Genomic DNA, 24,420 nt, shown 5'->3' on the forward strand with positions numbered 1-24,420 from the left:
GCTCCCCGGCGGCTCGTCGTGCGGTGGCGGTTGCGGGCGTCAGTCTAAGGGCTGTCCCGTCATCCCCGGCGGGCGTGCGACGACTGTCGCGGCACGTCACCGCGTTGTCGGAGCGCCCGTGTACATCCCGTGCGCGGGCACGCCCCTCCGCCCTGCGGAGCACCGCGTCCGACGCCGCGCGCCGGTCCACCTCGGACGACGGGACAGCCCTCAGGGCGTGTGCGGGGACGGGTCCGGGCCCGGGACGGCATCGAGCATCCGGCGGGTCCACGGGTGCCGGGGGTGGTCCAGGACCTCGGACACCGTGCCGTGCTCGACCAGCTCGCCCCGGACCATGACCGCGACCTCGTCGGCGATCTGCCGTACCACGCCCAGGTCGTGGGTGATGAACAGCACCGCGAATCCGTCGCGGCGCTGCATGTCGGCCAGCAGGTTGAGCAGTTGGGCCTGTACGGAGACGTCGAGCGCGGCGACCGCCTCGTCGCAGATCAGGAGCCGGGGCCGTACGGCGAACGCCCGTGCCAGGGCGACGCGTTGGCGTTCCCCGCCGGAGAGCCCGGCGGGCCGCCGCCCGGCGTAGGAGCGCGGCAGGCCGACCTGGTCCAGCAGCTGCCCGACCAGATCGGCGCGCAGAGCGCGGCGTCGGGCGCGTGAGGCGCCGGAGATCCGGCCGGCGGCGGTCAGCGCCTCCGCCAGAGTGGCTCCGACGGTACGCAGCGGCGGCAGCGAGGAGAACGGGTCCTGGAAGACGATCTGGACCTGCGCGGCGAGCCGCGACCGCTCCGCGCGGGTGGGCAGCCGCCCGGCGGTCTGCGGCAGACCGCCGACGTCGACCCGGCCCCGGTCGAAGCTCTCCAGGCCGACGGCGATGCGGGCCAGGGTGGTCTTCCCCGAGCCGGACTCCCCGACCAGCGCGGTGATCCGCCCGTCGGGCACGGTCAGGTCCACGTCCCGGACGGCGGGGGCGCGGTCGCCGTCGCCGTCGCCGCGGAAGGTGCGGCTCACGCCTCTCACGCGCAGGGCCGGCACGGCGTCCGCCTCCGGCGCGGGAGCCCCGGGGCCGGTGGTCACGGCCGGTTCGGGGGGTGGCGGGGCGAGGTCCTCGCCGATCTCCGCCAGTCGTATGCAGGCGGTGAGCCGGTCGCCGGTGTCCGGCGGAGCGTCCTCGGACCCGGTGGACGCCATGGCCGGCGTCGGAGGCACCCTGAGCGTCACCGGGGTGGTGCGGCATTCGGGAGCCGTGTGCGGGCAGCGGTCGGCGAACGGGCAGCCGGCGGTGCGGTCGCCCGGCGGGGGCACGGAGCCGGGGACCGTGGGCAGCCGCTCGTGCCGGACGTGCGCCGACGGCTCGGCCGCCAGCAGCGCAGCGGTGTACGGGTGGCGGGGGGAGTGGCGCAGATCGGCGGCCCGGCCCTGTTCCAGGACGGCGCCGGCGTACAGGACGTAGACCCGGTCGCAGGCGGAGAAGGCGACCGAGAGGTCGTGCGTGATGAGCAGCAGGCCCATGCCGCGCCGTTCCAGCAGGCCGCGCAGCAGTTCCAGGACGGCACGCTGGTTGGCGGCGTCCAGCGCGGTCGTCGGTTCGTCGGCGATGAGCAGTTCCGGGTCGCCGGCCAGCGCGGCGGCGGTGGCGACGCGCTGGCGCATGCCTCCGGAGAGTTCACCGGGGTAGCGGTCGGCGACCTCCGGCGCCAGGCCGACCTCGGTGAGCCGCCGGACCGTCTCGGCGCGCAGGGCCGCACGCCGTGCACGCCGTCCGCGGGCCTCGGCGAGGGCGGGCAGGTCGTCCCGGAGCCCGTCGGCGATCTGCCGTCCGCAGGTGAGCTGCGGGTGGAGCATGGTGAAGGGGTCCTGCATGAGAAGCGAGACCCGGCGGCCGCGCAGCGCGTGCCGTTCGGCCCGGGACAGTTCCCCGACCTCCTGGCCGGCCAGCCGGATGCTGCCGCCGGTGACGGCGACCGAGTCGGGCAGCAGTCCCGCGACGGCGCGTACGGCGAGCGACTTGCCGCTGCCGGACTCCCCGACGACCGCGACGCATTCCCCGGCCGCGACGGACAGGGCGACACCGTCGAGGACGGTGGCGGGCCCGGGCACGGCGCCCGTCGCGGCGAGTCGCAGGCCGGTGACCTCCAGGAGGGGTGCGGCGCCGGTCGTCGCGGCGTCGGAGGGGACCGGCGCGGGGGCGTCGGCGTGGACCTCGGTCATCAGGGCCTCCGGTCGGAGAAGTACTCGAACAGCCGGTCACCGAGCAGGTTCACCACGACCGCGGAGACGATCACGGCGACGGCCGGCGCCAGGGCGGCCGACGGGTTGTCGTAGAGGAGGGTGCGGTTCTCGGCGAGCATCCGGCCCCAGTCCGGGGCCCCGGGCGGCACGCCCAGTCCGAGGAAGGACAGCGAGGACAGCGCGACGATCGCGCCCGCGAAGTTGAGCATCGTGTTGGCCACGACGACCGGCAGCACGGTGGGCCAGACGTGCCGCACCATGATGGTCCGGGAGGGCAGGCCGAGGGTCCTGGCCGCCTCCACGTAGGGGCGGTGGCGCTGTTCCAGGACCGCCGACCTGACCAGCCGGATGTCTCCGGGCGAGGTCAGCACGACCAGCACGCCGACCGCGAGTGCGTACCCGCCGCCGCCGATCCCGGCGACGACGATGGTCACGAGCAGGGCGGGCAGGGCCAGCAGCAGGTCGGCCAGGCGGCGCACGACGGTGTCGGTGATCCCGCCGTGGTAGCCGGCCGTCAGACCGAGCAGATTGCCGATGAGCATGGACCCGACGGCGACCAGCGCGGCCCCGGCCAGGGTGCTGCGCGCACCCGCGACCAGCATCTGCCAGACGTCGCGCCCGAGTTCGTCGGTGCCGAGGAGATGCCCGTCGCCGGGCATCGCGCCCGTGGACAGCAGGTCCTGCCGGTTCCAGTCGGGAAACACCCACTGGCCCGCGACGGCGGCGGCGACCAGGAGGACGGCGATCCCGGCGCAGACGGCGGCGAGGGGGCCGAACAGGCGCCGTCCGCTCCTCCTCGCGGGGGCTCTGCGGGCGGCGGTGGCGGATGGCGTGGTCATGCCTTCACCTCGGCGAGTTCGTCCGGCGTGCTCCGGCCGGGGCGGCGGCGGTGGCGTTCGGTGCGCAGTCGCGGGTCGACCAGCGGGTGGGTGAGGTCGGCGGCGAGGTTCGCGAGACAGACCAGGGCGGCGATGAGGAGGGCCTCGGCCTGGACGACGGGGATGTCCTTGAAGGTCACGGACTGCACGAGGAGCTGCCCGAGCCCCGGTAGCGCGAACACCTGCTCGACCAGGACGGTGCCGGCCAGCAGATAGGCGAGGACGAGTCCGATGCCGGTGGTGACCGGCACGACGGTGCCCCGCAGCACGTACCGGACGAGCACCGTGCGGGCCGGCACACCACGGGCCAGGGCGAAGGTGACGTGTTCCCGGGCCAGTTCGCGGACGACGGCGGCCCGGACGAGCTTGATCAGCACGGCGGTCACGGCGAGGCCGAGGGTGATGCCGGGCAGCAGCAGATGGAGCAGCCGGTCGGCGCCACCGGTCCCCGGCCCGTACGCGGGCAGCCAGCCCAGCATCAGGGAGAAGACGTAGATGAGGAGCAGACCGCCGGCGAAGGCCGGGGTGGACAGGGCCAGGACGCCGAGGCTCTGTACGGCACGGTCGACGGGCCGCCGGGCGCGCAGGCCGGCCAGTACGCCGAGCGGCAGGCCCAGCAGCAGCGCGACGGCGAATCCGGCCAGCACGAGCTGCCCGGTGAGCGCCAGCCGCTCGGCGAGTGCCGCGGCGACGCTCTCGCCGGTGCGGATGGAGGCGCCGAGGTCGCCGCTGAGCGCTCCCGTCAGCCATCGCGCGTACTGCGAGACGAGCGGTTCGTCCAGGTGGTGGGCGGCGCGCACGGACGCCAGCGCCTCGGGGGTGGCGCCACGGGTGCCGAGGAGGGTGCGGGCGGGGTCGCCGGGGGCGAGCCCCAGCAGTGCGAACACGGCCAGCGAGAGGACGAGCAGCAGACCGGCGGTGCCGGCGAGCCGTCGGGTCACGTAGCGGACGGGCAGGGCGTCGCGCAGACGGGTGTGCCGGGCGGGCGGCGGGGCGGCCGGGAGGCGGCCGGGGCGGTCGGTCACGGTGCTTCCTTCGTGCCGAGGCCGAGGCCGAGGCCGGGGCCGGGGCAGAGGCCGGGCCCGGGTCCGGCGTCCCGCGCCCCTGCGGGGTGCGCGGCGCCCTCGTGCGCCGCCGCCTCGGGCACGACGTACCGGGCCAGCCACTCCTCGGCACGGACGGCGGCGTCCAGCAGGTGGGCGGGGGCGGTGAACTCGTGCCCCTCGGAGGGGTAGACGTGGAGCTCGACGGGTGCCGTGGCGCGGCGGGCCAGCGCGCGGTACAGCTCGTGCGCCTGGCCGAGCGGGGTGACCCGGTCGTGTTCGCCGTGCAGGACGAGTGTGGGGGTTCCGCTGCCGCCTTCGGCGAAGAGCGGGGAACGGCCGATGAGAGCGGTGCGGCCCTCGGGGGTGCGGGCGTCGCCGATGGCGTACGTCTGCTCGTAGCCCCCGCCGATCACGGAGGTGTGGGCGAAGCTCAGCCAGTCGGTGGGCGCGGAGATCACGACCGCGGCGCGGAAGACGTCGGTGCGGGCGGCGGCGAGGGCGGCGAGGAAGCCGCCGTAGCTGTGGCCGAGCACGGCGGACCGGCCGGGCAGCGCTTCCCTCTCCGCGACCAGGTGCGCGACGCCGCTGAGGACGTCGTCGAGGTCGCCGTCGCCGACCGCGCCGACGACGGCGCGTGCGTGGTCCAGGCCGTAGCCGCTGCTTCCGCGCGGGTTGGGCAGCAGGACCAGCCAGCCCGCGGCGGCCAGGGCGGGCGCCAGGCCGAGCACGTCGGCCGGCGCGTATCCGGCGGACCACTGCCAGGAGGGGCCGCCGTGCAGCACCACGGCGAGCGGGCGCGCGCGGGGGGCCGCGGCGTCGGGGGCGCCGGCGGGATCGGGGGCGCCGGGGGCGTCGAGGAGCAGGCCGTGCACCGGGGCGCCGTCCGTCGCGGCCCAGGCGGCCCGCCGCGTCCTGACCCGGGCGAGATCGCCGTGGCCCGCGTCCCGGCGTGCGGCGGCCGGGGCCGGGGCGGTGACGGGCCGCCAGGTCCAGGCGTCCGGGCCGGACGTCGGAGCGACGACGGCCTGGGGCGGTACGCCGGGCGCCTCGCGCACGGTCGCGGCGGTCAGGCCGTCGGCGCTGAGACTGAGGGCGGGCTGCGCGCCGGCGCCGGTGAGCACGGCCTGCTCCTCGCGGAGCACGGTGACCGCGGGGGCGGCGGGAGCGCCCGTCCCGGCACGGACGTCCGCGACGCGGGTCCCGGTGCCACTCGGCCCGGCGGTCAGGAGCCGGTCCGCGTCGTGCGGGCGGAACTGGATCCAGGTGACGTCCTCGGCGCCGGGAACCGTCGTGACGGAGCCGTCGTCGAGACCCACGAGGAGCGGGCGGCCGGCGACGATGGAGATGCCCTCGGCGACCGCCGCGCGGTGTCCGTCCCGGCTGAGCGCGGGCGCCGCGAGCTGCCCTCGGGGCTCGTGGAGCGTGACCGCACGGCCGTCGGCGAGGTCGATCCGGACCAGGCGCGCATGGTAGTAGCCGGCGGGCAGCGGGTCCTCGGAGACGGTGGCCACGACTGTACGGCCGCCGCGCCAGGCGGCATTCCAGACGGTCAGCCCGGCGGGCCCGGCGTCCCGCAGGACGACCGGCGGGGGAGGGCCGACCGGGGCGGAAGGGCCCGCGTCGGCCGGCGCGGCGGCCGGGAGCAGCCCGTGCAGCAGCCGCCGCCGTCCGGCGTCCGGGCGGTAGGAAGCCGGGGCCGGGTCCGGACCCAGCCGGACCGGCAGTCCCAGGTTCATGCCGTCGCGTTCGGCCCCGTCGTCGGCCGTCAGCAGCAGGACCTCGGCGCCGTCGTCCGAGACGTACAGCTCCTCCACCGCACCGGGGACGGCCACGAGTTCACGGCGGGCGCCGGTGCGGGTGTCCCACGCGGTCAGCACCGGCCGGCCCGGTCCCACCGGTTCGGTGACCAGCAGGACCGTCGTGGAGTCCGGCAGCCAGCGCGGGGTGTGCCGGGATCGTCCGCCGGGGTCCGACGGGGCGGTGGGCAGCGGGAGTCCGGGGCCGTCGGCCGGGGCGATCAGGACGTCGGTTCCCCAGGGCCCGAGGACGGTGACCGCCACGCGGCGGCCGTCGGGGCTGATCCGGCTGTCCGACGGCACGGTCAGCTCCGACATGGCCGTACGGACACGGCGGACGGCCGCGGCCGGACCTCCGGCGGGGCCGGTTACCGGGGTGGAGGGGGGCATGTGCGTTCCGTTCGTGCTGCGGACGGGGGCGGACCGGCGGCGCGCAGGGCCGTGCCGGCCGGGGCCGACGTTCCGGTGGGGTGCGTGCCGGGGGGGGGGATCGGAGGGTGCGTGCCGGGCGGGCTCGGGGGTGTGCTCGCCCGGCACGCGGTCTCAGGAGGCCGCCTTCTTGACCCTGGTGGCCCAGGGGCCGACGAGGGCGAAGGGGCCGGGCTCCTCGAACACGAGGTCCTTGGAGAAGGCCGTCGCGGTCTGCGCCCACCACAACGGCAGGTAGGGCAGATCGGCGGCGGCGGCCGTGACGGCGGTCATCAGGTGCGCACCGCGTGCGGTCGGGTCGACGGTCGTCCGGGCGGCGGCCAGTGCCTTGTCGACGACGCCGTTGGCGTAGTGCGGCAAGTTCGTCGCGGTGGCCTGTCCGTCCAGGTAGGCGTTGGTGAGTTCCGCCGGGTCCCCGGTGACGGGGTGGTACCAGAGGAACTGCAGCGGCTTCTTGCCGGGCAGGAGGTCGGCGATCCACTGCTCCAGCGTGGTCTCCTTGACGTTCAGCGTGATGCCGAGTTCCTTCAGCGAGGCGGCCAGCGCCAGCGCCGCCTTGCCCAGTTGGGGCCCGCTGCTCGGGTACGTGAGGTCGAGACCGAACCCGCCCCCGTGGGCGGACTTCGCCAGTTCGGCCCTGGCCAGGTCGAGGTCGAAGTCCCAGGCGGGAAGCTTGCCGTAGGCGGTGTCGACCGCGTCGGCCGTGAGCAGGTCGCCCCACATGTCGGGCGAGACGAGGGTGGAGGCCACCTCGGCCCTGCCGTGCAGGATGCCCTTGGTCATGCCGGCCCGGTCGGCGGCGTGGGCGAAGGCCTTGCGCACGTGTATGTCGTCGAAGGGCGCCCGAGCGGTGTCGAAGGCGAGGGCGACCACCGAGCGGTCGCCCGTGTAGGCGACCTCGGCCGCGCTCTCCCAGGTGCGGGCCTCGTCGGAGGGGAGGTCCAGCGCGCCGTCGACGGAACCGGACTTCATGGCGACGAGCCGGGTCCCGGCATCGGGTATGAACGACAGCTTCAGGGACCGCACCGACGGAAGGTCGCCCCACCAGTGGTCGTTGCGTTCCAGGGCGACGTGGTCGTCGGGGGCGAAGGACGTCACCCGGTACGGTCCCGACCCCAGCAGCAGCGACTTGGGGGTGCCGACCTTCCCCTCGTTCCGCGCGAGGAACGCCTTGCCGCTGATCAGGAGGGTGCCGGGGGTCGGTGTCCAGGAGAAGGCGGCGTCGGGCTTCGTCAGACGTACGGTGATCTCGCGGGCGCCGGTCGCCCTGACGGAGGCGACGCCGGCCCAGGCGTAGGCCAGTCCGCTGCCCTCGTTCCGGGCGGCCTCGATGGAGGCGAGCACATCGTCGGCGGTGACCTCGGTGCCGTCGGAGAACTTCGCGTCGCGGCGCAGGGTGTAGACGTAGGTCGTGGCGTCGGGCTGCTTCCAGCTCTCGGCGAGACCCGGCTGGAGCTTGCCGGTCGGCCCGACGGAGAGCAGGGACTCCTGGGCCAGGCAGGCCACGACGTAGTTCAGGATGCCGGACTCGCGACTGACGTCCAGGGTCGAGACGGACGAGGGCAGCGCCAGGGTCAGCGTGTCGATCGGGGTGTCGGCGCCCCGGGCGGCGGTCCCGTCGGCCGGGCCGTCGCCTTCGGGCTTCTGCGGCGAACACGCCGAGAGGATCGCCGAGACGGCGAGCACGCCGATGCCCGCTCCCGCCGCGCGGAGGACGCCGCGCCGCTCGATCTGTCCGTTCGGTTCCGAATGCACGGGAACCACCCCTCTGTCCACCCTGAGCGTCCACTGAGAATGCCCAACTGGGGCTGGAAGCTATACGTGAGACTTTGAGAGTGTCAAAGGAGTCCTAAGATCTGGTCGGACCTGATCCGATTCGGGGTGGTTTGATGCGGCATGCCGGGTCGTCAGGCGCACCCGGGCACCCTTGACGGAAGCCGTGTCGCCCGCCCAGGGGCGGCGACACGGCTTCGGCACGGCCGGGCGGACGTCCGGCCGGTCATCCGGCCCCGCTCCGGGCCGACGAGCACGGCGGGACGGGCGGCACCGTCCCGGCGGGGGATGCCGCGGAGGGGCCGGACGGTCGTGGCGCACGCCGGTTCGTTCGGCGGGATGCGGGATGCGGGATGCGGGATGCGGGGCGTGAGGGCGCGGGGTTGTGTTGTGCGGTTGTGGGGCGGGGGTCGGGTGTCAGGCGTTCAGCGGGGCGCCCGGTGCGAGGTGCGCGGCGCGGGCACGGGCTCCTGCGCGGCCCGGGTCACATCGGCGACGAGTTCGACCACATCGGGGCCGTACACCTGGGAGTTGACCACCTTGAGCAGCAGGCAGAACGTGTTGTTCCGGTGGGTGTGGGCGAGCTTCTCGTGGTTGCGGGCCAGATAACGGGCGGCCGCCTGATTGGCGATGGCCTGCTGACAGCAGAACAGGAAGACGGGACGGGCGTCCTGAGAGACCGTCAGCCCCGCCAGGACCACATGTTCGGCGACGCCCTTCTCCGCCCGGTAGCGCTCCGAGCCTATCTGGAAGGCGCCCCGGTCGGGGCCGGGCTGCGGATCGGTGTTGATCCGCACACCGGGAAGCAACGAGAGCAGGTGCGCGGCCGTCCTCCGACTGGACACCGGCCCGCCGACGCAGAACTCGGTGCGTTCCCCGAAGCCCTGCCGCACGATGTCGTGGCCCGTGATCTGCGCGTGCGCCGAGCAGTCCTTGACGAGTGCCGAGAGTTCGAGGAGGGCGAAGACGTCGTTGCGGTGGACGGCGCCGTCACCGCCCGCCTCGCGATTGACCACCAACAGGCACTCGGAGTTGGCCGGGAGGCCGAAGAAGGCCTGCTTGCGGCGGAGTCGGCGGCGCCAGAGCCAGGTGCGCGCGAGCCAGCCCAGGGAGGCGCCGGCCCCGGTGGCCACCACACCGAGGACGATGTCGCGTACGTCGTCGTTCATGGGCGGGCATGTTGGCGGGCGTACGGGCCCGGGCCCATGGCGGTCCTGACGGCGCGGTCGGGGCGGCGCTACCCTGCGGCGGACAACCCCTCAACTGGAGGTGCGCATGCGACGATCCGTCGCACGGAAAGTGTCGTTGACGGCGGTGCTCGCCGCCGTCGTCACGATGGGGGCCGCGGCCCCGTCGTCGTCCTCGTCCGCACCACCCGCCGCCCCCACGCCCAAGTCGCCGGTCGCGGTGGGGTACGGAGGGGCGGTGGCCAGTGTCGACGCCGACGCCTCGGCCGCCGGGATCGAGGTGCTGCGCAAGGGCGGCAACGCGGTGGACGCCGCGGTGGCGACGGCGGCCGCGCTGGGCGTGAGCGAGCCGTACTCGGCGGGACTCGGCGGTGGCGGCTACTTCGTCCACTACGACGCCAGGAAGCACACCGTGGAGACGATCGACGGCCGCGAGACCGCGCCGCGCGGCGCCGACTCCTCGCTCTTCCTGGAGAACGGCAAGCCGATCTCCTTCGACGAGGCCGTCACCAGCGGGCTGAGCGTGGGCGCCCCGGGCACCCCGGCCACCTGGGCCGCCGCGCTCGACGCCTGGGGCAGCAAGTCGCTGCGGGAGGTGCTGAAACCGGCCGTGCGGCTCGCCCGGGACGGCTTCGTCGTCGACAGCACGTTCCGCTCGCAGACCGAGGCGAACCAGGCCAGGTTCGCCGACTTCCCGGCGACCCGGAAGCTCTTCCTGCCGGGCGGCCGGCTGCCCGTGGTCGGCTCCGTCTTCAAGAACCCCGATCTCGCCCGCACCTACGAACTGGTGGGGCGCGAGGGCGTCGGAGAGCTGTACCGGGGCGAGTTGGCCGACGACATCGTGCGCACCGTGCGCAGGCCGCCGGTGGACCCGGGCGCCGACCGGGTGGTGCGCCCCGGCGACCTCACCGCCAAGGACCTGCGGGCGTACCGTGTGCTGCGCCAGGCCCCGACGAAGGTCCGCTACCGCGGCCTGGACGTGTACGGCATGGCGCCCTCGTCGTCCGGCGGCACGACCGTGGGCGAGGCGCTCAACATCCTTGAGAGGACGGACCTCTCGAAGGCGTCCGAGGAACGGTATCTGCACCGCTTCATCGAGGCGAGCCGGATCGCGTTCGCCGACCGGGGCCGCTGGGTGGGGGACCCGGCGTTCGAGGACGTGCCGACGCGAGGGCTGCTCTCCCAGCGTTTCGCGGACGCGCGGGAGTGCCTGATCCGGGACGACGCGGTGCTGACCAGCCCGCTCGCCCCGGGGAACCCGAGGCGCCCGGCCGACTGCCGGGCCGGTGACAGGGCCGCCCCGACGACGTACGAGGGCGAGAACACCACGCATCTGACGGCGGCCGACAAGTGGGGCAACGTCGTCGCCTACACCCTCACGATCGAGCAGACCGGCGGCAGCGGCATCACCGTGCCGGGGCGCGGCTTCCTGCTCAACAACGAGCTGACGGACTTCTCGTTCGCGCCCGCCGACCCGGCGGTCCACGACCCGAACCTGCCCGGTCCGGGCAAGCGGCCCAGGTCGTCCATCTCCCCGACCATCGTGCTCAGGAACGGCACACCGGTGCTGGCACTGGGCTCACCGGGCGGCGCCACCATCATCACCACGGTGCTGCAGTCGCTGATCGGCACGGTCGACCGCGGCCTGCCGCTGGTCGACGCCATCGCCGCGCCGCGCGCCAGCCAGCGCAACGCCGCGGCCACGGAGCTCGAACCGGGCCTCTGGGACGGCCCGTTGCGGGCCCGGCTGGAGGCGCTGGGGCACGTCTTCAAGCCGAACCCGGAGATCGGCGCGGCGACCGGCGTGCAGCGTCTGCCGGACGGCCGGTGGCTGGCGGCCGCGGAGAAGGTGCGCAGGGGCGGGGGATCGGCCATGGTCGTCCAGCCGTCCGGAAGGCCGTGACCAAGCGTCAATAACCTTTCCCTGGAGGCTGGTTCGTCGCGACGCGCGCGCGACGAACCAGCCTCCGCACCCTTGACGGGGGCATGTCTTCGGGGCCATCTTGGGGCGCGTCGGTAAGGAAACCTTCCTAATAGAAGGGCACCCCCCTGTGCGTACTCGAACGCTCGCCCTCTCCGCAGCCTCCGTCGCCGCCCTGCTCACGGCCGCCGCACTGACGCCGGCCGCCCAGGCCCAGCCGGTACCGGACACCGCGCTCACCGCGACCGCCGCACACGCGGCCTCCGGCGCCGCCGGCCCGTCCGCCGGGATCAAGGAGGGCTCGGTCAGCGCGGCCGATCTGCTGGCCAAGGTCACCTCGTGCTCGCAGATATCCAACGGCAAGTACCGTACGGACGAGGAGTCCTCGGCCACCGTACCGGTCTGCGGCAAGAACGGCGCCGTGTTCTGGAAGGCCGACATGGACATCGACTGCGACGGCCAGATCACCGCCGCGTGCAACGAGGACACCGACCCGTGGTTCCAGCCGGACACGGCGTTCCACACCTCCGACGACAAGCCGCTGAACGCGGAGAAGCTGCCGTACGTCGTCGTGCCCAGCGCCAGCAGCATCTGGAACTACAGCAACGCGGGCATCAAGGGCGGCGGCATCGTCGCCGTCATCTACAACAACAAGGTCGAGTACGCCGTCGTCGGCGACACCGGCCCCAGCAAGATCATCGGCGAGGCGTCGTACGCCACCGCCAAGGCGCTCGGAATCGACCCCGACCCGGAGACCGGGGGCGCCGAGTCCGGCGTCACCTACATCCTGTTCAAGAACTCCAAGGCGTCCCCGATCGAGAGCCACAGCGCCGCCGTCACGGCGGGCGAGGCGCTGGCCAAGCAGTTCATCCAGAACAACTGAGGGCTTGTCCCGGCACGGGCGCGAGCCGGGTCCGGGCGCGGGCCCGCGGCGAGGCCGGAGACGGAGCGGAGTCCGGCCCCCGGCCACGGCCCCGCCACGGGCGCAGGCGCAGGGGCCGGGCGGGCGGGGTCACAACGCGGTCAGGATGCGCGGGCCGTCGTCCGTGATCGCCACGGTGTGCTCCGCATGCGCCGCGCGGGAGCCGTCCGTGGTGCGCAGCGTCCAGCCGTCCGGGTCCGGATGGAACGCGTCCGTTCCGCCGCCGATCAGCATCGGCTCGATCGCCAGCACCATCCCGTGCCGCAACGGCATGCCGCGACCCGGCCGTCCCTCGTTGGGGACGGCCGGGTCCTCGTGCATGGACCGCCCCACGCCGTGGCCGCCGAACCCGTCCGGAATGCCGTAACCGGCGCCGCGGCACACCGTGCCGATCGCGTGCGCGATGTCCCCGATCCGGTTGCCGACGACCGCCGCCGCGATCCCCGCGTCCAGCGCCGCGAACGCGGTGTCGATCAGCCGGGTGTCCTCGGGGCGGGCGCGCCCGACCGTGAAGCTGACCGCGGAGTCGCTCGCCCAGCCGTCGAGCATGGCTCCGGCGTCGATGCTCACCAGATCGCCGTCGCGCAGCCGCAGGTCGGTCGGGATGCCGTGCACGATCGCGTCATTGACCGATGCGCAGATCACGGCGGGGAACGGGACGGGGGCGAAACGCGGCCGGTAGTTCAGGAACGGCGACCCGGCGCCCGCCTCGCGGAGCACCCCCCGGGCCACTTCGTCCAGCTCCCGCAACGAGACGCCGACCGCCGCCGCCTCCCGTACGGCCGTCAGCAGCCGGGCCGTGACCCGGCCGCTCTCGCGCATGGCATCGATGGATGTGTCCGCCTTCAGCTTCACCATGCCAATTACTATACCGGTCCGGGCGGTATTAGAATCACGGCATGGTACGCACGCCCCTGACCCCGGAAGAACGCCACCGCGGCGAACGCCTCGGAGCACTGCTCCGCGAGGCGCGCGGCGGACGCAGCATGGTCGAGATCGCGGCGAGCGCCGGCATCTCCGCCGAGACGCTGCGCAAGATCGAGACGGGCCGCGCCCCGACCCCCGCCTTCTTCACCGTCGCGGCCCTGGCCGGCGCGCTCGGACTCTCCATGGACGACCTCCTCGCCCGCTGCGCCCCGGAGCCGGACGTGGTGCCGCTGGCCGGGTAGCGGCGGTCGCCTCGGGGAAGGCGGCGGGGAGAGCCCTCGTGAACGCGTATCGCCCGGACGGATTGCCGTACAGCGGGGATTTGACGTTCGCGTGGTCGAAACCGTGCGGGGCTCCTGCTTCGAAAAAGGGAAAAGTCCAGTCCAGTGCCGGTCTTCACGGAATTCTCCCGGTCGCGGAAAGTCACTCCTAAGAGTGCTGAATCGCATTCTGCTCTTGGGACCCGATTCCGCGGAAACCATCATGACGGTCGCTCGTGAAGGCGGCCGTTCATTCCGCGGAAGGAGCAGAAGTCATGCGTCGGATCCTCTTCCCCGTTCTCGCCGCCGGGTTCTCGGCCGCCCTCGTCCTCGCGGGTCCCGTGTCGAGCGCCGCGCCGGCGGCCGCCCAGGGCACGGCGGCGTGTCCGAAGGGCTATCTGTGCGTGTGGGATCAGACGGACTACAAGGGCCACATGTTCAAGTTCAAGGACAGCAACAGTACCTGGGGCGGCTATGCGATCGAGAACCACGACGCGTCCTGGTTCAACAACAACAAGTCCGGGCTGGACGCCTGCGTCTGGCAGTACAAGGGATTCACGGGGAGCGTGAAGGTCATCAAGGCCGGAAAGTCCTCCCCGAGGGACGCCGCCCACGCGCACAAGGGAAGCTCCAACAGCTGGGGCAAATGCTGACACGGTCGAGGGGAACGCCGAAGCGGTCCGGAATCCACGTGCCTGAGCCGTGAAGAAGGGAGAGGAAAGAGAAGAGGGGAGGGGAGAAGGGGGGAAATCGGGTCGGGCCGGGGAACGGCGACCGGGCGACGAGCCGCACCGCGCCCGGACGGCTGCCGACCCCATGACCCGGCGCGGCGCGCGTGTGGTTCCCGCGACGGGGGCGGGGCGCGCGGTGGCGGCGGCTCGGCGAGGCGGCCGGGGCGCCGTCGGCCTCGGCTGCCGGCCCCCGCCGCGACTCAGAACGCCTCGGCTCCGCCGCCCGGCGCCTCGTGCGGTCGCCGTTCCGTCCGGCTCCGCCGGGCCGGCGGCGTCTCACCCGCGCCGGGGGCGGGCGCCGTCCCCGCGTCCCCGGCCGGCGGCGGGTAGAAGCGGCGGGCCCAGCGGCGGAACGGGCCGATCGGGCCGTCGCCGGCGGCGAGTCCGGGAGGCTGGCGGTACTGCTTGTGGTGCCAGATCGGGAAGTCGGCGGCGGTGAACTCACAACTGGACCGGAAGATGGCGCGGTCCAGCAGCCGGGCGGCGGCACGGCTCACCGCGCGGGCCAGCGGCGCCGGCAGCCGGGCCGGTTCCGAGAAGGCGACGCGGTTCTGCTGCCGGAACTGCATGCGGTTGGGGGCGATGGCCGTCGGCATCACCATCGTGCACATCCGCAGCCCGATCCGGGGCGTGTGCACGTCGGCGTGCAGGCAGCCGAGGCCGTAACCGTCCACCTCCACCTCGACGACGAAGTCCCCCAGCATCGGCGCCGACTCATGGGCCCTCATGGACACATGGAACCTGGTGTCGTCGTAGACGACGGGACCGCCCATCTCGGCCTTCCTCCAGCCGTGCAGAGTGGCGAAGTGCCCGAGGTCGACGGAGTTCTCGATGACCTCCTGGGCGTGCCCGGCCAGCTCCCAGGCTGCGGTGCGGGCGGGCCGGCGCCCGATCCGGTGCCACTCGGGGATCGACCAGTCCGGTGCCCGGCCGTCGTGGTGCCGCCAGACGAAGACGGCGCCGTTGACCTCGTGGACCGGCAGCTGCGTCAAGGGCGGTCTCGGCGGGCTGGTGTCGTACCCCGTCCGCACGCACCTGCCGTCCGGGCCGAACGCGAAGAAGTGGAACGGGCACACCAGATCGTCCCCGTCGACCTTCGCCAGGCCGAGGTGGGCCCCGAGATGCGGGCAGTACGGCCGGACGGCGCGCAGTTCCCCCGAACCCAGCCGGTACAGCACCACGTCCTGCCCGGCGAGCGGCCGGGTGAGCACGGTGCCCGGCCGCAACTCGTCGGAGAAGGCCAGGGCGGACCAGCCGCTCGGATAGGGCAGGGCGGGTGTGCCCGCGACGTCGGCCGGAGCCGGGCCCTCGCTGATGCCGCGTTCGTACGCGCGTGACAGTCCCACGACGTCCCCTTTCAACGCTGGTCGTCTGGAGGCTGCCCAGCCCTCTCCGGGATCCTCGCGACACCATGCACATCACCCGAACGGTGAAGGAGGGGACGGGGGTTGACAGGGTGGTCGGGCCGGTGAGCCCGGCCCGCCCACCCCGTCCGCGCGCGGATCAGCCGGGGGCCATGCGGCTGAGGTGTTCCCCGGCCCGGTACTCCTCGGCGCGCGCCCGGTGCATCTCCTGGACCAGTTCGAACGACCGACCGCCGAGCACCACGCGCCGGGGCGGATCGGACATCGAGGCCAGTTCCATGAGCGCCGGCGCCGCCGTGCGGGGATCCGGACCGGCGTCGTCGCCCCATGCCTCCGCCATCCGGGCGCGCAGCGCGTCATAGGCCGGGTCGGGCGGCGTCGTCGTGGTGCCCGCGGTGAACAACTCGGTGGCGTAGCCGCCCATCTGGACGATGGTGACCTCGATCCCGAACTGTTCGACCTCCATCGCCAACGCCTCGCTGAGCGAGTCGAGCGCGGCCTTGCCCGCCCCGTAGAACCCGACGGACGCCATGCCGGCGCCCGCGCCCATGGACGTGATCTGGAGCAGGCGTCCGGAGCCCTGTGCGCGCAGGTGGGGGAGGACGGCCTGGGCCACCCACACCGCGCCGAAGAAGTTGACGTCGAGGTGGGCCCGGATCTGCGACTCCGTGGCCTCCTCCACCATCCCGTACAGCAGACCGCCCGCGTTGTTGACCACGACGTCGAGCCGGCCGAAGGCCGCCACCGCCCGGTCCGCCGCCGCGAACACGGCCCGCCGGTCCGCGACGTCCAGTGTGAGGAGGGCGAGGCGGTCCGGGTACTTCTCGGCCAGACCGGTGAGCGGACCGGTGTCGCGGGACGCGGCCACGACCTTCTCCCCGGCGGCCAGCACGGCCTCGGTGAACGCGCGGCCCAGGCCGCGGGAGGCGCCGGTGATGAACCAAGTCCGCCCGCCCGGTGCGGAATCCGCCTCACGCGCCGCGCCCGCCGAAGCGGCCGCATGCGCCGAAGCCGCCGACCGGGCCGAAGCCTCCGCCGACGCGGAAGCCGTCGCCCGTGCGGAATCCGCCGTCTCCGCCGGACCGCCTGTCGTATCCACCGGATTCATGAAATCCCCTCCTCGTCTCCGCGCGCGAGCACGGCCTGTCCCGGCGAGCGGGCCGACGCGGCGAGGGCGAGGCGCACCGGCCCGGGTGACGCGCCGAGAAGCGCTCGTGATGAGACGAAACGTCACGTCTCGTCAGCGACGTTAGTGCTCGTCCGCGCCGCGCGCCAGGGGATTACGTCGGGGCCGGCCTCGGGGCCGCGCGCGTCCGGCCCGCCCCGGCCGCCGCACCCGGGGCGGCGGCCGGCGGGCGTATGGACCGCACGGGTGTGAATCATGATCGACTCCGTCGGTTCGGGGCGATGGTCTTGCCCCGCTGTGTGGCGGGGCCTACGTTCTCCTCTACGCCCGCTTCTACGGGCGTAGAAACGCGTTGAGGCTCTCTGACGCCGCGTCGAAGGAGCAGCTCATGTCCCATGTCGTACGCGCCGCACTCGTCCAGGCGACCTGGACCGGCGACACCGAATCCATGATCGCCAAGCATGAGGAGCACGCGCGCGAGGCCGCCCGCCGGGGCGCGCGGATCATCGGTTTCCAGGAGGTGTTCAACGCCCCCTACTTCTGCCAGGTGCAGGAACCCGAGCACTACCGCTGGGCCGAGCCGGTGCCGGACGGGCCGACGGTCCGGCGGATGCGGGACCTCGCCCGTGAGACCGGCATGGTGATCGTCGTGCCGGTCTTCGAGGTCGAGCAGTCCGGCTTCTACTACAACACCGCCGCGGTCATCGACGCCGACGGCTCCTACCTCGGCAAGTACCGCAAGCACCACATCCCGCAGGTCAAGGGGTTCTGGGAGAAGTACTACTTCAAGCCGGGGAACGTCGGCTGGCCGGTCTTCGACACCGCCGTCGGCAAGGTCGGCGTCTACATCTGCTACGACCGCCACTTCCCCGAGGGCTGGCGTCAACTCGGCCTCAACGGCGCGCAGTTGGTCTACAACCCGTCCGCCACCTCGCGCGGCCTCTCCGCCTACCTCTGGCAGCTGGAGCAGCCCGCGGCCGCCGTCGCCAACGAGTACTTCGTCGCCGCGATCAACCGCGTCGGCCAGGAGGAGTACGGCGACAACGACTTCTACGGCAGCAGCTACTTCGTCGATCCGCGCGGCCAGTTCGTCGGTGACGTCGCCGACGACAAGGCGGACGAACTCGTCGTGCGCGACCTCGACTTCGGCCTCATCGACGAGGTCCGCCGGCAGTGGGCGTTCTACCGGGACCGCCGTCCCGACGCGTACGAGGGGCTGATCGAACCGTGAGCAGCCTGCACCAGCGCCATCTCGCCGTCGCGCCCGACTGGCTGACGCTCTATTACAAGGACCCGCTGGAGATCACCCACGGCGAGGGCCGGCACGTCTGGGACGCCGACGGCAGGCGCTATCTCGACTTCTTCGGCGGCATCCTCACCACCATGACCGCCCACGCCCTGCCCGAGGTGACCAAGGCGGTGGCCGAGCAGGCCGGGCGGATCATCCACTCCTCCACGCTCTACCTCAACCGGCCGATGGTCGAACTTGCCGAGCGGGTAGCCGCGTTGTCCGGCATCCCGGACGCCCGGGTCTTCTTCACGACGTCCGGGACCGAGGCCAACGACACGGCGCTGCTGCTCGCCACCGCGTACCGCGGGTCGAACCAGGTCCTCGCGATGCGCAACAGCTACCACGGCCGGTCGTTCTCCACGGTCTCCATCACCGGCAACCGCGCCTGGACGCCCACCGGTCTGTCCCCGCTGCAGACGCTCTACGTGCACGGCGGGGTCCGCACCCGGGGGCCGTACGCGCACCTGGGCGACGCCGACTTCATCGCGGCGTGCGTCGCGGACCTGGAGGACCTGCTCGGCCACACCCGCCCGCCCGCCGCCCTGATCGCCGAACCCATCCAGGGTGTCGGCGGGTTCACCTCGCCGCCCGACGGACTGTACGCGGCGTTCCGCCGGGTCCTCGACCGGCACGGGGTTCTGTGGATCTCCGACGAGGTGCAGACCGGCTGGGGTCGCACCGGAGAGCATTTCTGGGGCTGGCAGGCGCACGGCGAGAACGGACCGCCGGACATCCTGACCTTCGCCAAGGGCATCGGCAACGGGATGTCGATCGGCGGGGTGGTGGCCCGCGCCGAGGTCATGAACTGCCTGGACGCCAACTCCATTTCGACCTTCGGCGGCTCGCCGGTCACGATGGCGGCGGGACTCGCCAACGTCTCGTACCTCCTGGAGCACGATCTCCAGGGCAACGCCCGGCGGGTCGGCGGTCTGCTGATCGAACGGCTGCGCGCGGTCGGCGCCGGGTGCGCGTGTGTGCGGGAGGTGCGCGGCCGGGGGCTGATGATCGGCGTCGAGCTGACCGGACCGGGCACCGACGAGGCGAACCCCGAGGCGGCCTCCGCCGTACTCGAAGCGGCCCGGGAGGGCGGCCTGCTCATCGGCAAGGGCGGCGGCCATGACACCAGTGTGCTGCGGATCGCCCCGCCGCTCTCGCTGACCGTCTCCGAGGCGGAGGAGGGCGCGCGGATCCTGGCCGAGGCCCTGCGGACCGTCGGCTGAGCGCGGCCCGGGCGAGGCCCCGGACCGTGCCCCCGGCATGCGGGGGCGCGGGCGGCGGGGGCCGGGCCCCGGGCGTGCGTGCCGGGTCCCGGCCGGGGGCTCAGCCCTTGGGGCCGGTGGGGCGGGCGAGGTCCAGGGTGCGGACCGGGTCGAGCTCGCCGTGGTAGGCGAGGTCCTGGTAGCGCACCTCGGTGACGGCGAGCGCGGCGGTGGCGACGCCCCGCGGAACGGTGGCCCTGAACGTGACCGAGCCGTCCTTCTTCGTGGCGCCGGTCAGCCGCTGGACCGTGCCGCCGGCGGTCAGCTCGGCGGTGACGTCGGCGCCCTTCACCGGCTTGCCCTGCGCGGTGCGTACCACGGCGTGCGCCGTGACCTTCCAGGGGGAGTCGGAGCCGGGCCTGCCGAGCAGGTTCGTGTCCGCGCTCAGCGAGGCGACGGCGAGCTGCGACGGCGGGGCGGGCTGGGCGAAGGCGACCTGGTCGACCGTCCAGAACGCGCTGTTGGTGCCCGTGTAACGGAAGCTCAGCCGGGCCGACTTCGCGCCCGCCGGGACCGCCAGCTCCAGCCGCTCGACGGTGTTGGCGTTGCTCCGGTACGACTTCACCGGCTGCGGGGCGCCGCCGTCGTACGACACATGGACATCACCGGTCTGCGGACCGTCGACGCGGTAGTCGGTGGCGTACGAGACGGTCGCCTTCGACGCGCCGTTCAGCCGGTACGCGGGGCTGATCAGGGTGGAGTCGAACTGCCCGGCGGCGTGCGCCTTGTCGTCCCACTCGTCGGAGTCCGCGACCGCGAACACGTCGCGGGCCCGCACGTTGGTCTCGCGGCCCTGTCCGCGCTCGGCGTTGCTCCAGAACTCGTCGGTGGCGAAGGCCCAGCCGCGCCACTCGGTGACCCCGCCCGACGGCATCTTCGAGTTGTCGATGGACCAGCCCTCGGGCGGGGTGTTCGTCCAGCCCTTGGCGTCCGCCGGGAGCTTCGTCTCGTCGACGGGCCCGCGCAGCGAACCGCGCAGCGTGTCGAAGGCGTCCGGCTTCAGCTCGCCGATCGCGGTGCCGTCGAGGTTCCAGGCGGGGTCGGCGGCGACGCCCTCGTGACGCAGGACGGTCGGCGCGATGTCGGTGATCTTCACATCGTGGCGCACCGAGCCGGGCGCGAAGCCCTTGCCCTTGGCGATCACGAACGTGCCGCGCTCCAGCGGGGAGTTGCCGCCGTGTCCGCCGGTGGGAGTGTGGCCGTGGTCGGCGGTGACGACGACGAGCCAGTCCTCGTCGGCGTACGTCGGCCGGGAGGTCACGGCGTCGAGCATCCGGCCCACCTGGGCGTCGGCTGTGTGCAGCGCCTTGAGGTAGGCGTCGCTCGACGAGCCGGAGCCGTGCCCGGCCCCGTCGACCTCGTCGAGGTGCACGAAGGTGGAGTCGGGGTTGCCGTTCGCGAGGTAGTCCACCGCCTTGGCGGTGGTGCCCGCGTCGTTACCGCCGGCTATCCGCAGGTCCGTCTTCGCGCCGAAGACGGTCTGCGGGATGGGGCTCCAGGTGCCGACGACGAGGGTGGAGGCGGCCGGGTCGGCGGTCTCCAGCCGGGTGGCGTAGTCCGGGTACTGACCGTAGTTCGGGTTGGTGAAGTTGTTGTCCTTCACGTTGTGCTTGTCGGGCCAGACGCCCGTGGCGATCGACGACCAGCCGGCCCCCGAGACGGTCGGGGCCATCGGGTCGGCGTAGAGGTTGCTGCGCGCGGTCAGCCCCTCGGCCATGAGCTGCTTCAGACGCGGCACGTCGGCGCGCGAGAAGGTGTCGAAGGTGGCGCCGTCGATGCCGATGACCAGGGTCTTCGCCTGCTTGGTGCCGGACGGCAGACCGGCGTACGGGGCAGCCGCCGAGGCCCGGGAGTCCTGGGCGTGGGCGGCCGTGGTGGCGAGGGGCAGGGCGACGGCGGCGACGGTGGCGGCGGCCAGCACCGTACGCGCGGAGCGCGACAAGGACACGTGATCCTCCCGGATCGGTCGATGAGCGCCGGACAGGACGGAAGGGGGCGTCCGGCGACGTGTCCGAGGTTCGCGCCCGGTGGTGAGCGGACCACGCCTCGCACGGGACGAGCACATGAACCGTACTCGACATATGGACCAGACCCGTCATCAATTCGTTATCCAGGAGCGGTGGTGCGGGCATCGTCGCCCGTCGCGCCCTATGGGCCGGTGGAGTGCCGGACGCGGGAAACCGAAACGTCTTCAGCGGTCGATCGCAGCGGTATTGCCACAGTGGGTAACCCGCTTCTACGTTCTTCACCACGCACCTGTCTACGTGCGTAGACCCGTTCCACCGCAGTGAGGAGGGGTACATGAGCCGCACCGTCGTCCACGGTGGTCCCGGCATCACCGCGTTCCACGAGATCCATGCCGAGGTGCTCGTCGGGGGCGGCCGCGCGAGGAGGGAGGGCCGGGGCGCGACCCCGGCCCTCGCCGGTGGTGGCCCGGTCGGCAGTCGGCGTGAAGGGAACTCTGGGAAATGACTCGGACTCTGATTACCGGCGGTCTCGTGATCACGGCTGCCGACGAAACGCACGCGGACGTGCTGGTCGAGCACGGCCGGGTGGTGGCGCTGGCGACGCCGGGAAGCCAGCGGTGGACCGCGGAGCGGGTGATCGACGCGTCGCAGAAGTACGTGATCCCGGGCGGGATCGACGCCCACACGCACATGGAGATGCCGTTCGGCGGCACGTTCGCGTCGGACACGTTCGAGACGGGGACGCGGGCGGCGGCGTGGGGCGGGACGACCACGATCGTCGATTTCGCGGTGCAGTCGAGGGGCGAGGCGCTCCGGGCCGGCCTGGACGCCTGGCACGAGAAGGCGGACGGGAAATGCGCGATCGACTACGCGTTCCACATGATCATGTCCGATGTGAACGAGTCGACGCTGAGGGAGATGCCGAGGCTCGTCGAGCAGGGCGTGACCTCGTTCAAACTGTTCATGGCGTATCCGGGGGTCTTCTATTCGGACGACGGGCAGATCCTGCGGGCCATGCAGAAGGCCGGTGACACGGGCGGCCTGATCATGATGCACGCGGAGAACGGCATCGCCATCGACGTGCTGGTGGAGCAGGCCCTGGAGCGGGGCGAGACCGATCCCCGCCACCACGGGGAGGTCCGCAGGGCCCTGCTGGAGGCCGAGGCCACGCACCGCGCGATCCAACTGGCCAGGGTCGCCGGTGCGCCGCTGTACGTCGTGCACGTCTCCGCCGAGGAGGCGGTCGCGGAGCTGGCCGCGGCCCGCGACAAGGGGCTGCCCGTCTTCGGGGAGACCTGCCCGCAGTATCTGTTCCTGTCCACCGACAACCTCGCCGAGCCGGACTTCGAGGGCGCCAAGTACGTCTGCTCGACGCCGCTCCGCCCGAAGGAGCACCAGGCCGCGCTGTGGCGCGGCCTGCGGACGAACGACCTCCAGGTGGTCTCCACGGACCACTGCCCGTTCTGTTTCGTCGGCCAGAAGGAGCTGGGCCGGGGCGACTTCTCGAAGATTCCCAACGGCCTCCCGGGGGTGGAGAACCGGATGGACCTGCTCCATCAGGCCGTCGTGGACGGGCACATCTCGCGCCGCCGCTGGATCGAGATCGCCTGCGCGACCCCGGCCCGGATGTTCGGCCTCTACCCGCAGAAGGGCACGATCGCGCCGGGCGCGGACGCGGACATCGTCATCTACGACCCGCACGCCGCCCAGTCCCTGTCGGCGCGGACCCACCACATGAACGTGGACTACTCGGCGTACGAGGGGAAGACGGTCGCCGGCCGGGTCGAGACCGTCCTCTCGCGCGGCGAGGTCGTCATCGACCGGCGGACGTTCACGGGCCGCGCAGGACACGGCATGTTCGTACCGCGTGCCACCTGCCAGTACCTGGGCTGACCTCGCGATCCGTCCACACCGACTTGAACTTGGAGGCCCCTCAGTGGACTTCGGACTCGTTCTGCAGACCGACCCGCCCGCCTCGCAGGTCGTCGACCTGATGCGCCGGGCGGAGCGCAACGGCTTCCGCTACGGCTGGACCTTCGACTCCGCCGTGCTCTGGCAGGAGCCCTTCGTCCTCTACAGCCAGATCCTGGAACACACCACGGGGCTCCACGTGGGTCCGATGGTGACCAACCCGGGAACGCGGACGTGGGAGGTGACGGCCTCCACCTTCGCGACCCTCAACGACATGTTCGGCAACCGGACCGTGTGCGGCATCGGCCGCGGCGACTCCGCGATGCGCGTCGCGGGCCGCAAGCCCGACACTTTGGCCCGCCTGGGCGAGGCCATCGAGGTCATCCGCGATCTGGCGGAGGGCCGCGAGGCGGTGGTGGACGGCAACCCGATCCGCATCCCGTGGGTGAAGAACGGTCGTCTGCCCGTCTGGATGGCCGCGTACGGGCCGAAGGCGCTCGCCCTCGCCGGGCAGAAGGCCGACGGCTTCATCCTCCAGCTCGCCGACCCCTTCCTCACCGAGTGGATGGTCAAGGCGGTCCGGCAGGCCGCCGCCGAGGCGGGCCGCGACCCGGCCGCGCTCACCGTCTGCGTCGCCGCCCCCGCGTACGTCACCGCCGACGACTCGGCCGAGGCCCTGGCGCACGCCCGCGACCAGTGCCGCTGGTTCGGCGGGATGGTCGGCAACCACGTCGCCGACCTGGTCGCCAAGTACGGCGCGCACTCCGCCATGGTCCCGGAGGAGCTGACCGCGTACATCGAGAACCGTCAGGGCTACGACTACAGCCACCACGGCCGCGCCGGAAACCCCGACACCGCGTTCGTCCCCGACGAGATCGTCGACCGCTTCTGCCTCCTCGGCCCCGCCGGCGCCCACATCGAGAAGCTGCGGCGCCTCCGCGACCTCGGCGTCGACCAGTTCGCCGTCTACGACATGCACGACGACCGCGAGACCACCATCGACGTGTACGGGTCCGACGTCATTCCGGCGCTCGGCTCGCGCTGAGGGCGGTCCCGTGATCCCTGGCGGGACAACCCTCGGACCCCGTCTTCGAACTGCCGCCCGCCGTGCGACGCCTGGCCCGCCGGTCCCCGGTCCCGGCTGGTCGCGGAATCCGGTCAAGGCGTCCTGCCGGCGGGGCGGTGGTACGCCTGAACCCCCCGGGGCGTCCCCGCCCCGAGCGGCCGGCGGCACGATCCCGTCACGCCGAGCTTGACGTGAGCGTGTCGATGCCGTTGTCCGCCCGCGCCACTCCGCCGACGCCGCCGCTGCTGATTCCCGCCACCAGAATCGCGGTCAGAACGGTCCGGCGCGGGCCGGTGATCCGGCTGGCCACGGCGCCTCCCTCCGCGGACCCGTCGGGGCC

The 24,420-nt window shown here is 73.1% G+C and carries 20 protein-coding genes; 9 read left to right on the forward strand and 11 right to left on the reverse strand.

Annotated features, from left to right (window positions below; all coding sequences use genetic code 11):
- Positions 1–210 precede the first annotated feature (210 nt).
- From WA762_RS20340 to WA762_RS20365, 6 genes are all read right to left on the reverse strand, one after another.
- Entirely contained in the window at positions 211–2,205 is a 1,995-nt protein-coding gene (locus tag WA762_RS20340) for an ABC transporter ATP-binding protein (protein WP_335937338.1), read from the reverse strand.
- Positions 2,205–3,065: an ABC transporter permease gene (locus tag WA762_RS20345; protein ID WP_335937339.1), complete on the reverse strand. Its 861-nt coding sequence runs from the start codon at positions 3,063–3,065 to the stop codon at positions 2,205–2,207. Before WA762_RS20345 ends, WA762_RS20340 begins: the two co-directional genes overlap by 1 nt.
- Entirely contained in the window at positions 3,062–4,129 is a 1,068-nt protein-coding gene (locus tag WA762_RS20350; protein ID WP_335937340.1) for an ABC transporter permease, read from the reverse strand. Before WA762_RS20350 ends, WA762_RS20345 begins: the two co-directional genes overlap by 4 nt.
- Positions 4,126–6,264: an alpha/beta hydrolase family protein gene (locus WA762_RS20355; protein WP_335937341.1), complete on the reverse strand. Its 2,139-nt coding sequence runs from the start codon at positions 6,262–6,264 to the stop codon at positions 4,126–4,128. Before WA762_RS20355 ends, WA762_RS20350 begins: the two co-directional genes overlap by 4 nt.
- A 225-nt stretch (positions 6,265–6,489) precedes the next feature.
- A complete protein-coding gene (locus WA762_RS20360; RefSeq protein ID WP_335937342.1) occupies positions 6,490–8,130 on the reverse strand; it encodes an ABC transporter substrate-binding protein in 1,641 nt (546 codons plus the stop codon).
- A gap of 443 nt (positions 8,131–8,573) precedes the next feature.
- Positions 8,574–9,317, reverse strand: a complete 744-nt coding sequence (locus WA762_RS20365) for a hypothetical protein (RefSeq protein ID WP_335937343.1) — start codon at positions 9,315–9,317, stop codon at positions 8,574–8,576.
- 106 nt (positions 9,318–9,423) lie between these two features.
- Here WA762_RS20365 and ggt point away from each other — a divergent pair, with 106 nt between their 5' ends.
- Together ggt and WA762_RS20375 are read left to right on the forward strand one after the other, a co-directional pair.
- The gene (ggt, locus tag WA762_RS20370; RefSeq protein WP_335937344.1) at positions 9,424–11,238 is read left to right on the forward strand and encodes a gamma-glutamyltransferase; all 1,815 of its coding nucleotides are present in this window, start codon (positions 9,424–9,426) and stop codon (positions 11,236–11,238) included.
- Between the two features lie 148 nt (positions 11,239–11,386).
- The gene (locus WA762_RS20375; RefSeq protein WP_335937345.1) at positions 11,387–12,139 is read left to right on the forward strand and encodes a glycoside hydrolase family 75 protein; all 753 of its coding nucleotides are present in this window, start codon (positions 11,387–11,389) and stop codon (positions 12,137–12,139) included.
- A gap of 129 nt (positions 12,140–12,268) precedes the next feature.
- On the opposite strand, the gene map is transcribed toward WA762_RS20375, so the two are convergent.
- Positions 12,269–13,036: a type I methionyl aminopeptidase gene (map, locus tag WA762_RS20380; protein ID WP_335937346.1), complete on the reverse strand. Its 768-nt coding sequence runs from the start codon at positions 13,034–13,036 to the stop codon at positions 12,269–12,271.
- 41 nt (positions 13,037–13,077) lie between these two features.
- Between map and WA762_RS20385 the strand changes: the two genes are divergently transcribed.
- Both WA762_RS20385 and WA762_RS20390 read left to right on the forward strand, forming a co-directional pair.
- Positions 13,078–13,347 carry a helix-turn-helix domain-containing protein gene (locus tag WA762_RS20385; RefSeq protein WP_335937347.1) on the forward strand — a complete coding sequence of 90 codons (270 nt, stop codon included), beginning with the start codon at positions 13,078–13,080 and terminating at the stop codon, positions 13,345–13,347.
- A 293-nt stretch (positions 13,348–13,640) separates the two neighbouring features.
- Positions 13,641–14,018 (forward strand): peptidase inhibitor family I36 protein, encoded by a 378-nt coding sequence (locus WA762_RS20390; RefSeq protein WP_335937348.1) that lies wholly within the window; start codon positions 13,641–13,643, stop codon positions 14,016–14,018.
- A gap of 278 nt (positions 14,019–14,296) precedes the next feature.
- On the opposite strand, the gene WA762_RS20395 is transcribed toward WA762_RS20390, so the two are convergent.
- Together WA762_RS20395 and WA762_RS20400 are read right to left on the reverse strand one after the other, a co-directional pair.
- Positions 14,297–15,442 (reverse strand): Rieske 2Fe-2S domain-containing protein, encoded by a 1,146-nt coding sequence (locus WA762_RS20395; RefSeq protein ID WP_335937349.1) that lies wholly within the window; start codon positions 15,440–15,442, stop codon positions 14,297–14,299.
- A 157-nt stretch (positions 15,443–15,599) separates the two neighbouring features.
- Complete coding sequence (locus WA762_RS20400; protein ID WP_335937350.1) at positions 15,600–16,568, reverse strand: SDR family NAD(P)-dependent oxidoreductase; 969 nt, start codon at positions 16,566–16,568, stop codon at positions 15,600–15,602.
- 406 nt (positions 16,569–16,974) lie between these two features.
- On the opposite strand from WA762_RS20400, the gene WA762_RS20405 reads away from it, so the two are divergent.
- Positions 16,975–17,817, forward strand: a complete 843-nt coding sequence (locus tag WA762_RS20405; RefSeq protein WP_335937351.1) for a nitrilase-related carbon-nitrogen hydrolase — start codon at positions 16,975–16,977, stop codon at positions 17,815–17,817.
- Entirely contained in the window at positions 17,814–19,097 is a 1,284-nt protein-coding gene (locus WA762_RS20410; RefSeq protein WP_335937352.1) for an aspartate aminotransferase family protein, read from the forward strand. The genes WA762_RS20405 and WA762_RS20410 overlap by 4 nt, the downstream gene beginning before the upstream one ends.
- Positions 19,098–19,197: 100 nt before the next feature.
- On the opposite strand, the gene WA762_RS20415 is transcribed toward WA762_RS20410, so the two are convergent.
- Positions 19,198–21,078, reverse strand: a complete 1,881-nt coding sequence (locus WA762_RS20415; RefSeq protein WP_335937353.1) for an alkaline phosphatase family protein — start codon at positions 21,076–21,078, stop codon at positions 19,198–19,200.
- Between the two features lie 359 nt (positions 21,079–21,437).
- On the opposite strand from WA762_RS20415, the gene WA762_RS20420 reads away from it, so the two are divergent.
- The 3 genes from WA762_RS20420 to WA762_RS20430 are packed head-to-tail and all read left to right on the forward strand — an operon-like array spanning position 21,438 to position 24,059.
- Positions 21,438–21,608, forward strand: coding sequence for a hypothetical protein (locus WA762_RS20420; protein ID WP_335937354.1), 171 nt, complete (start codon positions 21,438–21,440; stop codon positions 21,606–21,608).
- Complete coding sequence (hydA, locus tag WA762_RS20425; RefSeq protein ID WP_335937355.1) at positions 21,605–22,996, forward strand: dihydropyrimidinase; 1,392 nt, start codon at positions 21,605–21,607, stop codon at positions 22,994–22,996. Before WA762_RS20420 ends, hydA begins: the two co-directional genes overlap by 4 nt.
- Positions 22,997–23,039: 43 nt before the next feature.
- A complete protein-coding gene (locus WA762_RS20430; protein WP_335937356.1) occupies positions 23,040–24,059 on the forward strand; it encodes a TIGR03842 family LLM class F420-dependent oxidoreductase in 1,020 nt (339 codons plus the stop codon).
- Positions 24,060–24,255: 196 nt separating this feature from the next.
- Here WA762_RS20430 and WA762_RS20435 read toward each other — a convergent pair whose 3' ends face one another.
- Positions 24,256–24,390, reverse strand: a complete 135-nt coding sequence (locus WA762_RS20435) for a hypothetical protein (RefSeq protein WP_335937357.1) — start codon at positions 24,388–24,390, stop codon at positions 24,256–24,258.
- Between the last annotated feature and the right edge of the window lie 30 nt (positions 24,391–24,420).

Source organism: Streptomyces tyrfis, assembly GCF_037034285.1.
Taxonomy (GTDB): domain Bacteria; phylum Actinomycetota; class Actinomycetes; order Streptomycetales; family Streptomycetaceae; genus Streptomyces.

Coding starts and splice junctions, on each gene's coding strand:
- WA762_RS20340 (WP_335937338.1), bottom strand. CDS start 2,205: ATGACCGAGGTCCACGCCGACGCCCCCGCGCCGGTCCCCTCCGACGCC.
- WA762_RS20345 (WP_335937339.1), bottom strand. CDS start 3,065: ATGACCACGCCATCCGCCACCGCCGCCCGCAGAGCCCCCGCGAGGAGG.
- WA762_RS20355 (WP_335937341.1), bottom strand. CDS start 6,264: ATGTCGGAGCTGACCGTGCCGTCGGACAGCCGGATCAGCCCCGACGGC.
- WA762_RS20365 (WP_335937343.1), bottom strand. CDS start 9,317: ATGAACGACGACGTACGCGACATCGTCCTCGGTGTGGTGGCCACCGGG.
- ggt (WP_335937344.1), top strand. CDS start 9,424: ATGCGACGATCCGTCGCACGGAAAGTGTCGTTGACGGCGGTGCTCGCC.
- map (WP_335937346.1), bottom strand. CDS start 13,036: ATGGTGAAGCTGAAGGCGGACACATCCATCGATGCCATGCGCGAGAGC.
- WA762_RS20385 (WP_335937347.1), top strand. CDS start 13,078: ATGGTACGCACGCCCCTGACCCCGGAAGAACGCCACCGCGGCGAACGC.
- WA762_RS20390 (WP_335937348.1), top strand. CDS start 13,641: ATGCGTCGGATCCTCTTCCCCGTTCTCGCCGCCGGGTTCTCGGCCGCC.
- WA762_RS20400 (WP_335937350.1), bottom strand. CDS start 16,568: ATGAATCCGGTGGATACGACAGGCGGTCCGGCGGAGACGGCGGATTCC.
- WA762_RS20405 (WP_335937351.1), top strand. CDS start 16,975: ATGTCCCATGTCGTACGCGCCGCACTCGTCCAGGCGACCTGGACCGGC.
- WA762_RS20420 (WP_335937354.1), top strand. CDS start 21,438: ATGAGCCGCACCGTCGTCCACGGTGGTCCCGGCATCACCGCGTTCCAC.
- hydA (WP_335937355.1), top strand. CDS start 21,605: ATGACTCGGACTCTGATTACCGGCGGTCTCGTGATCACGGCTGCCGAC.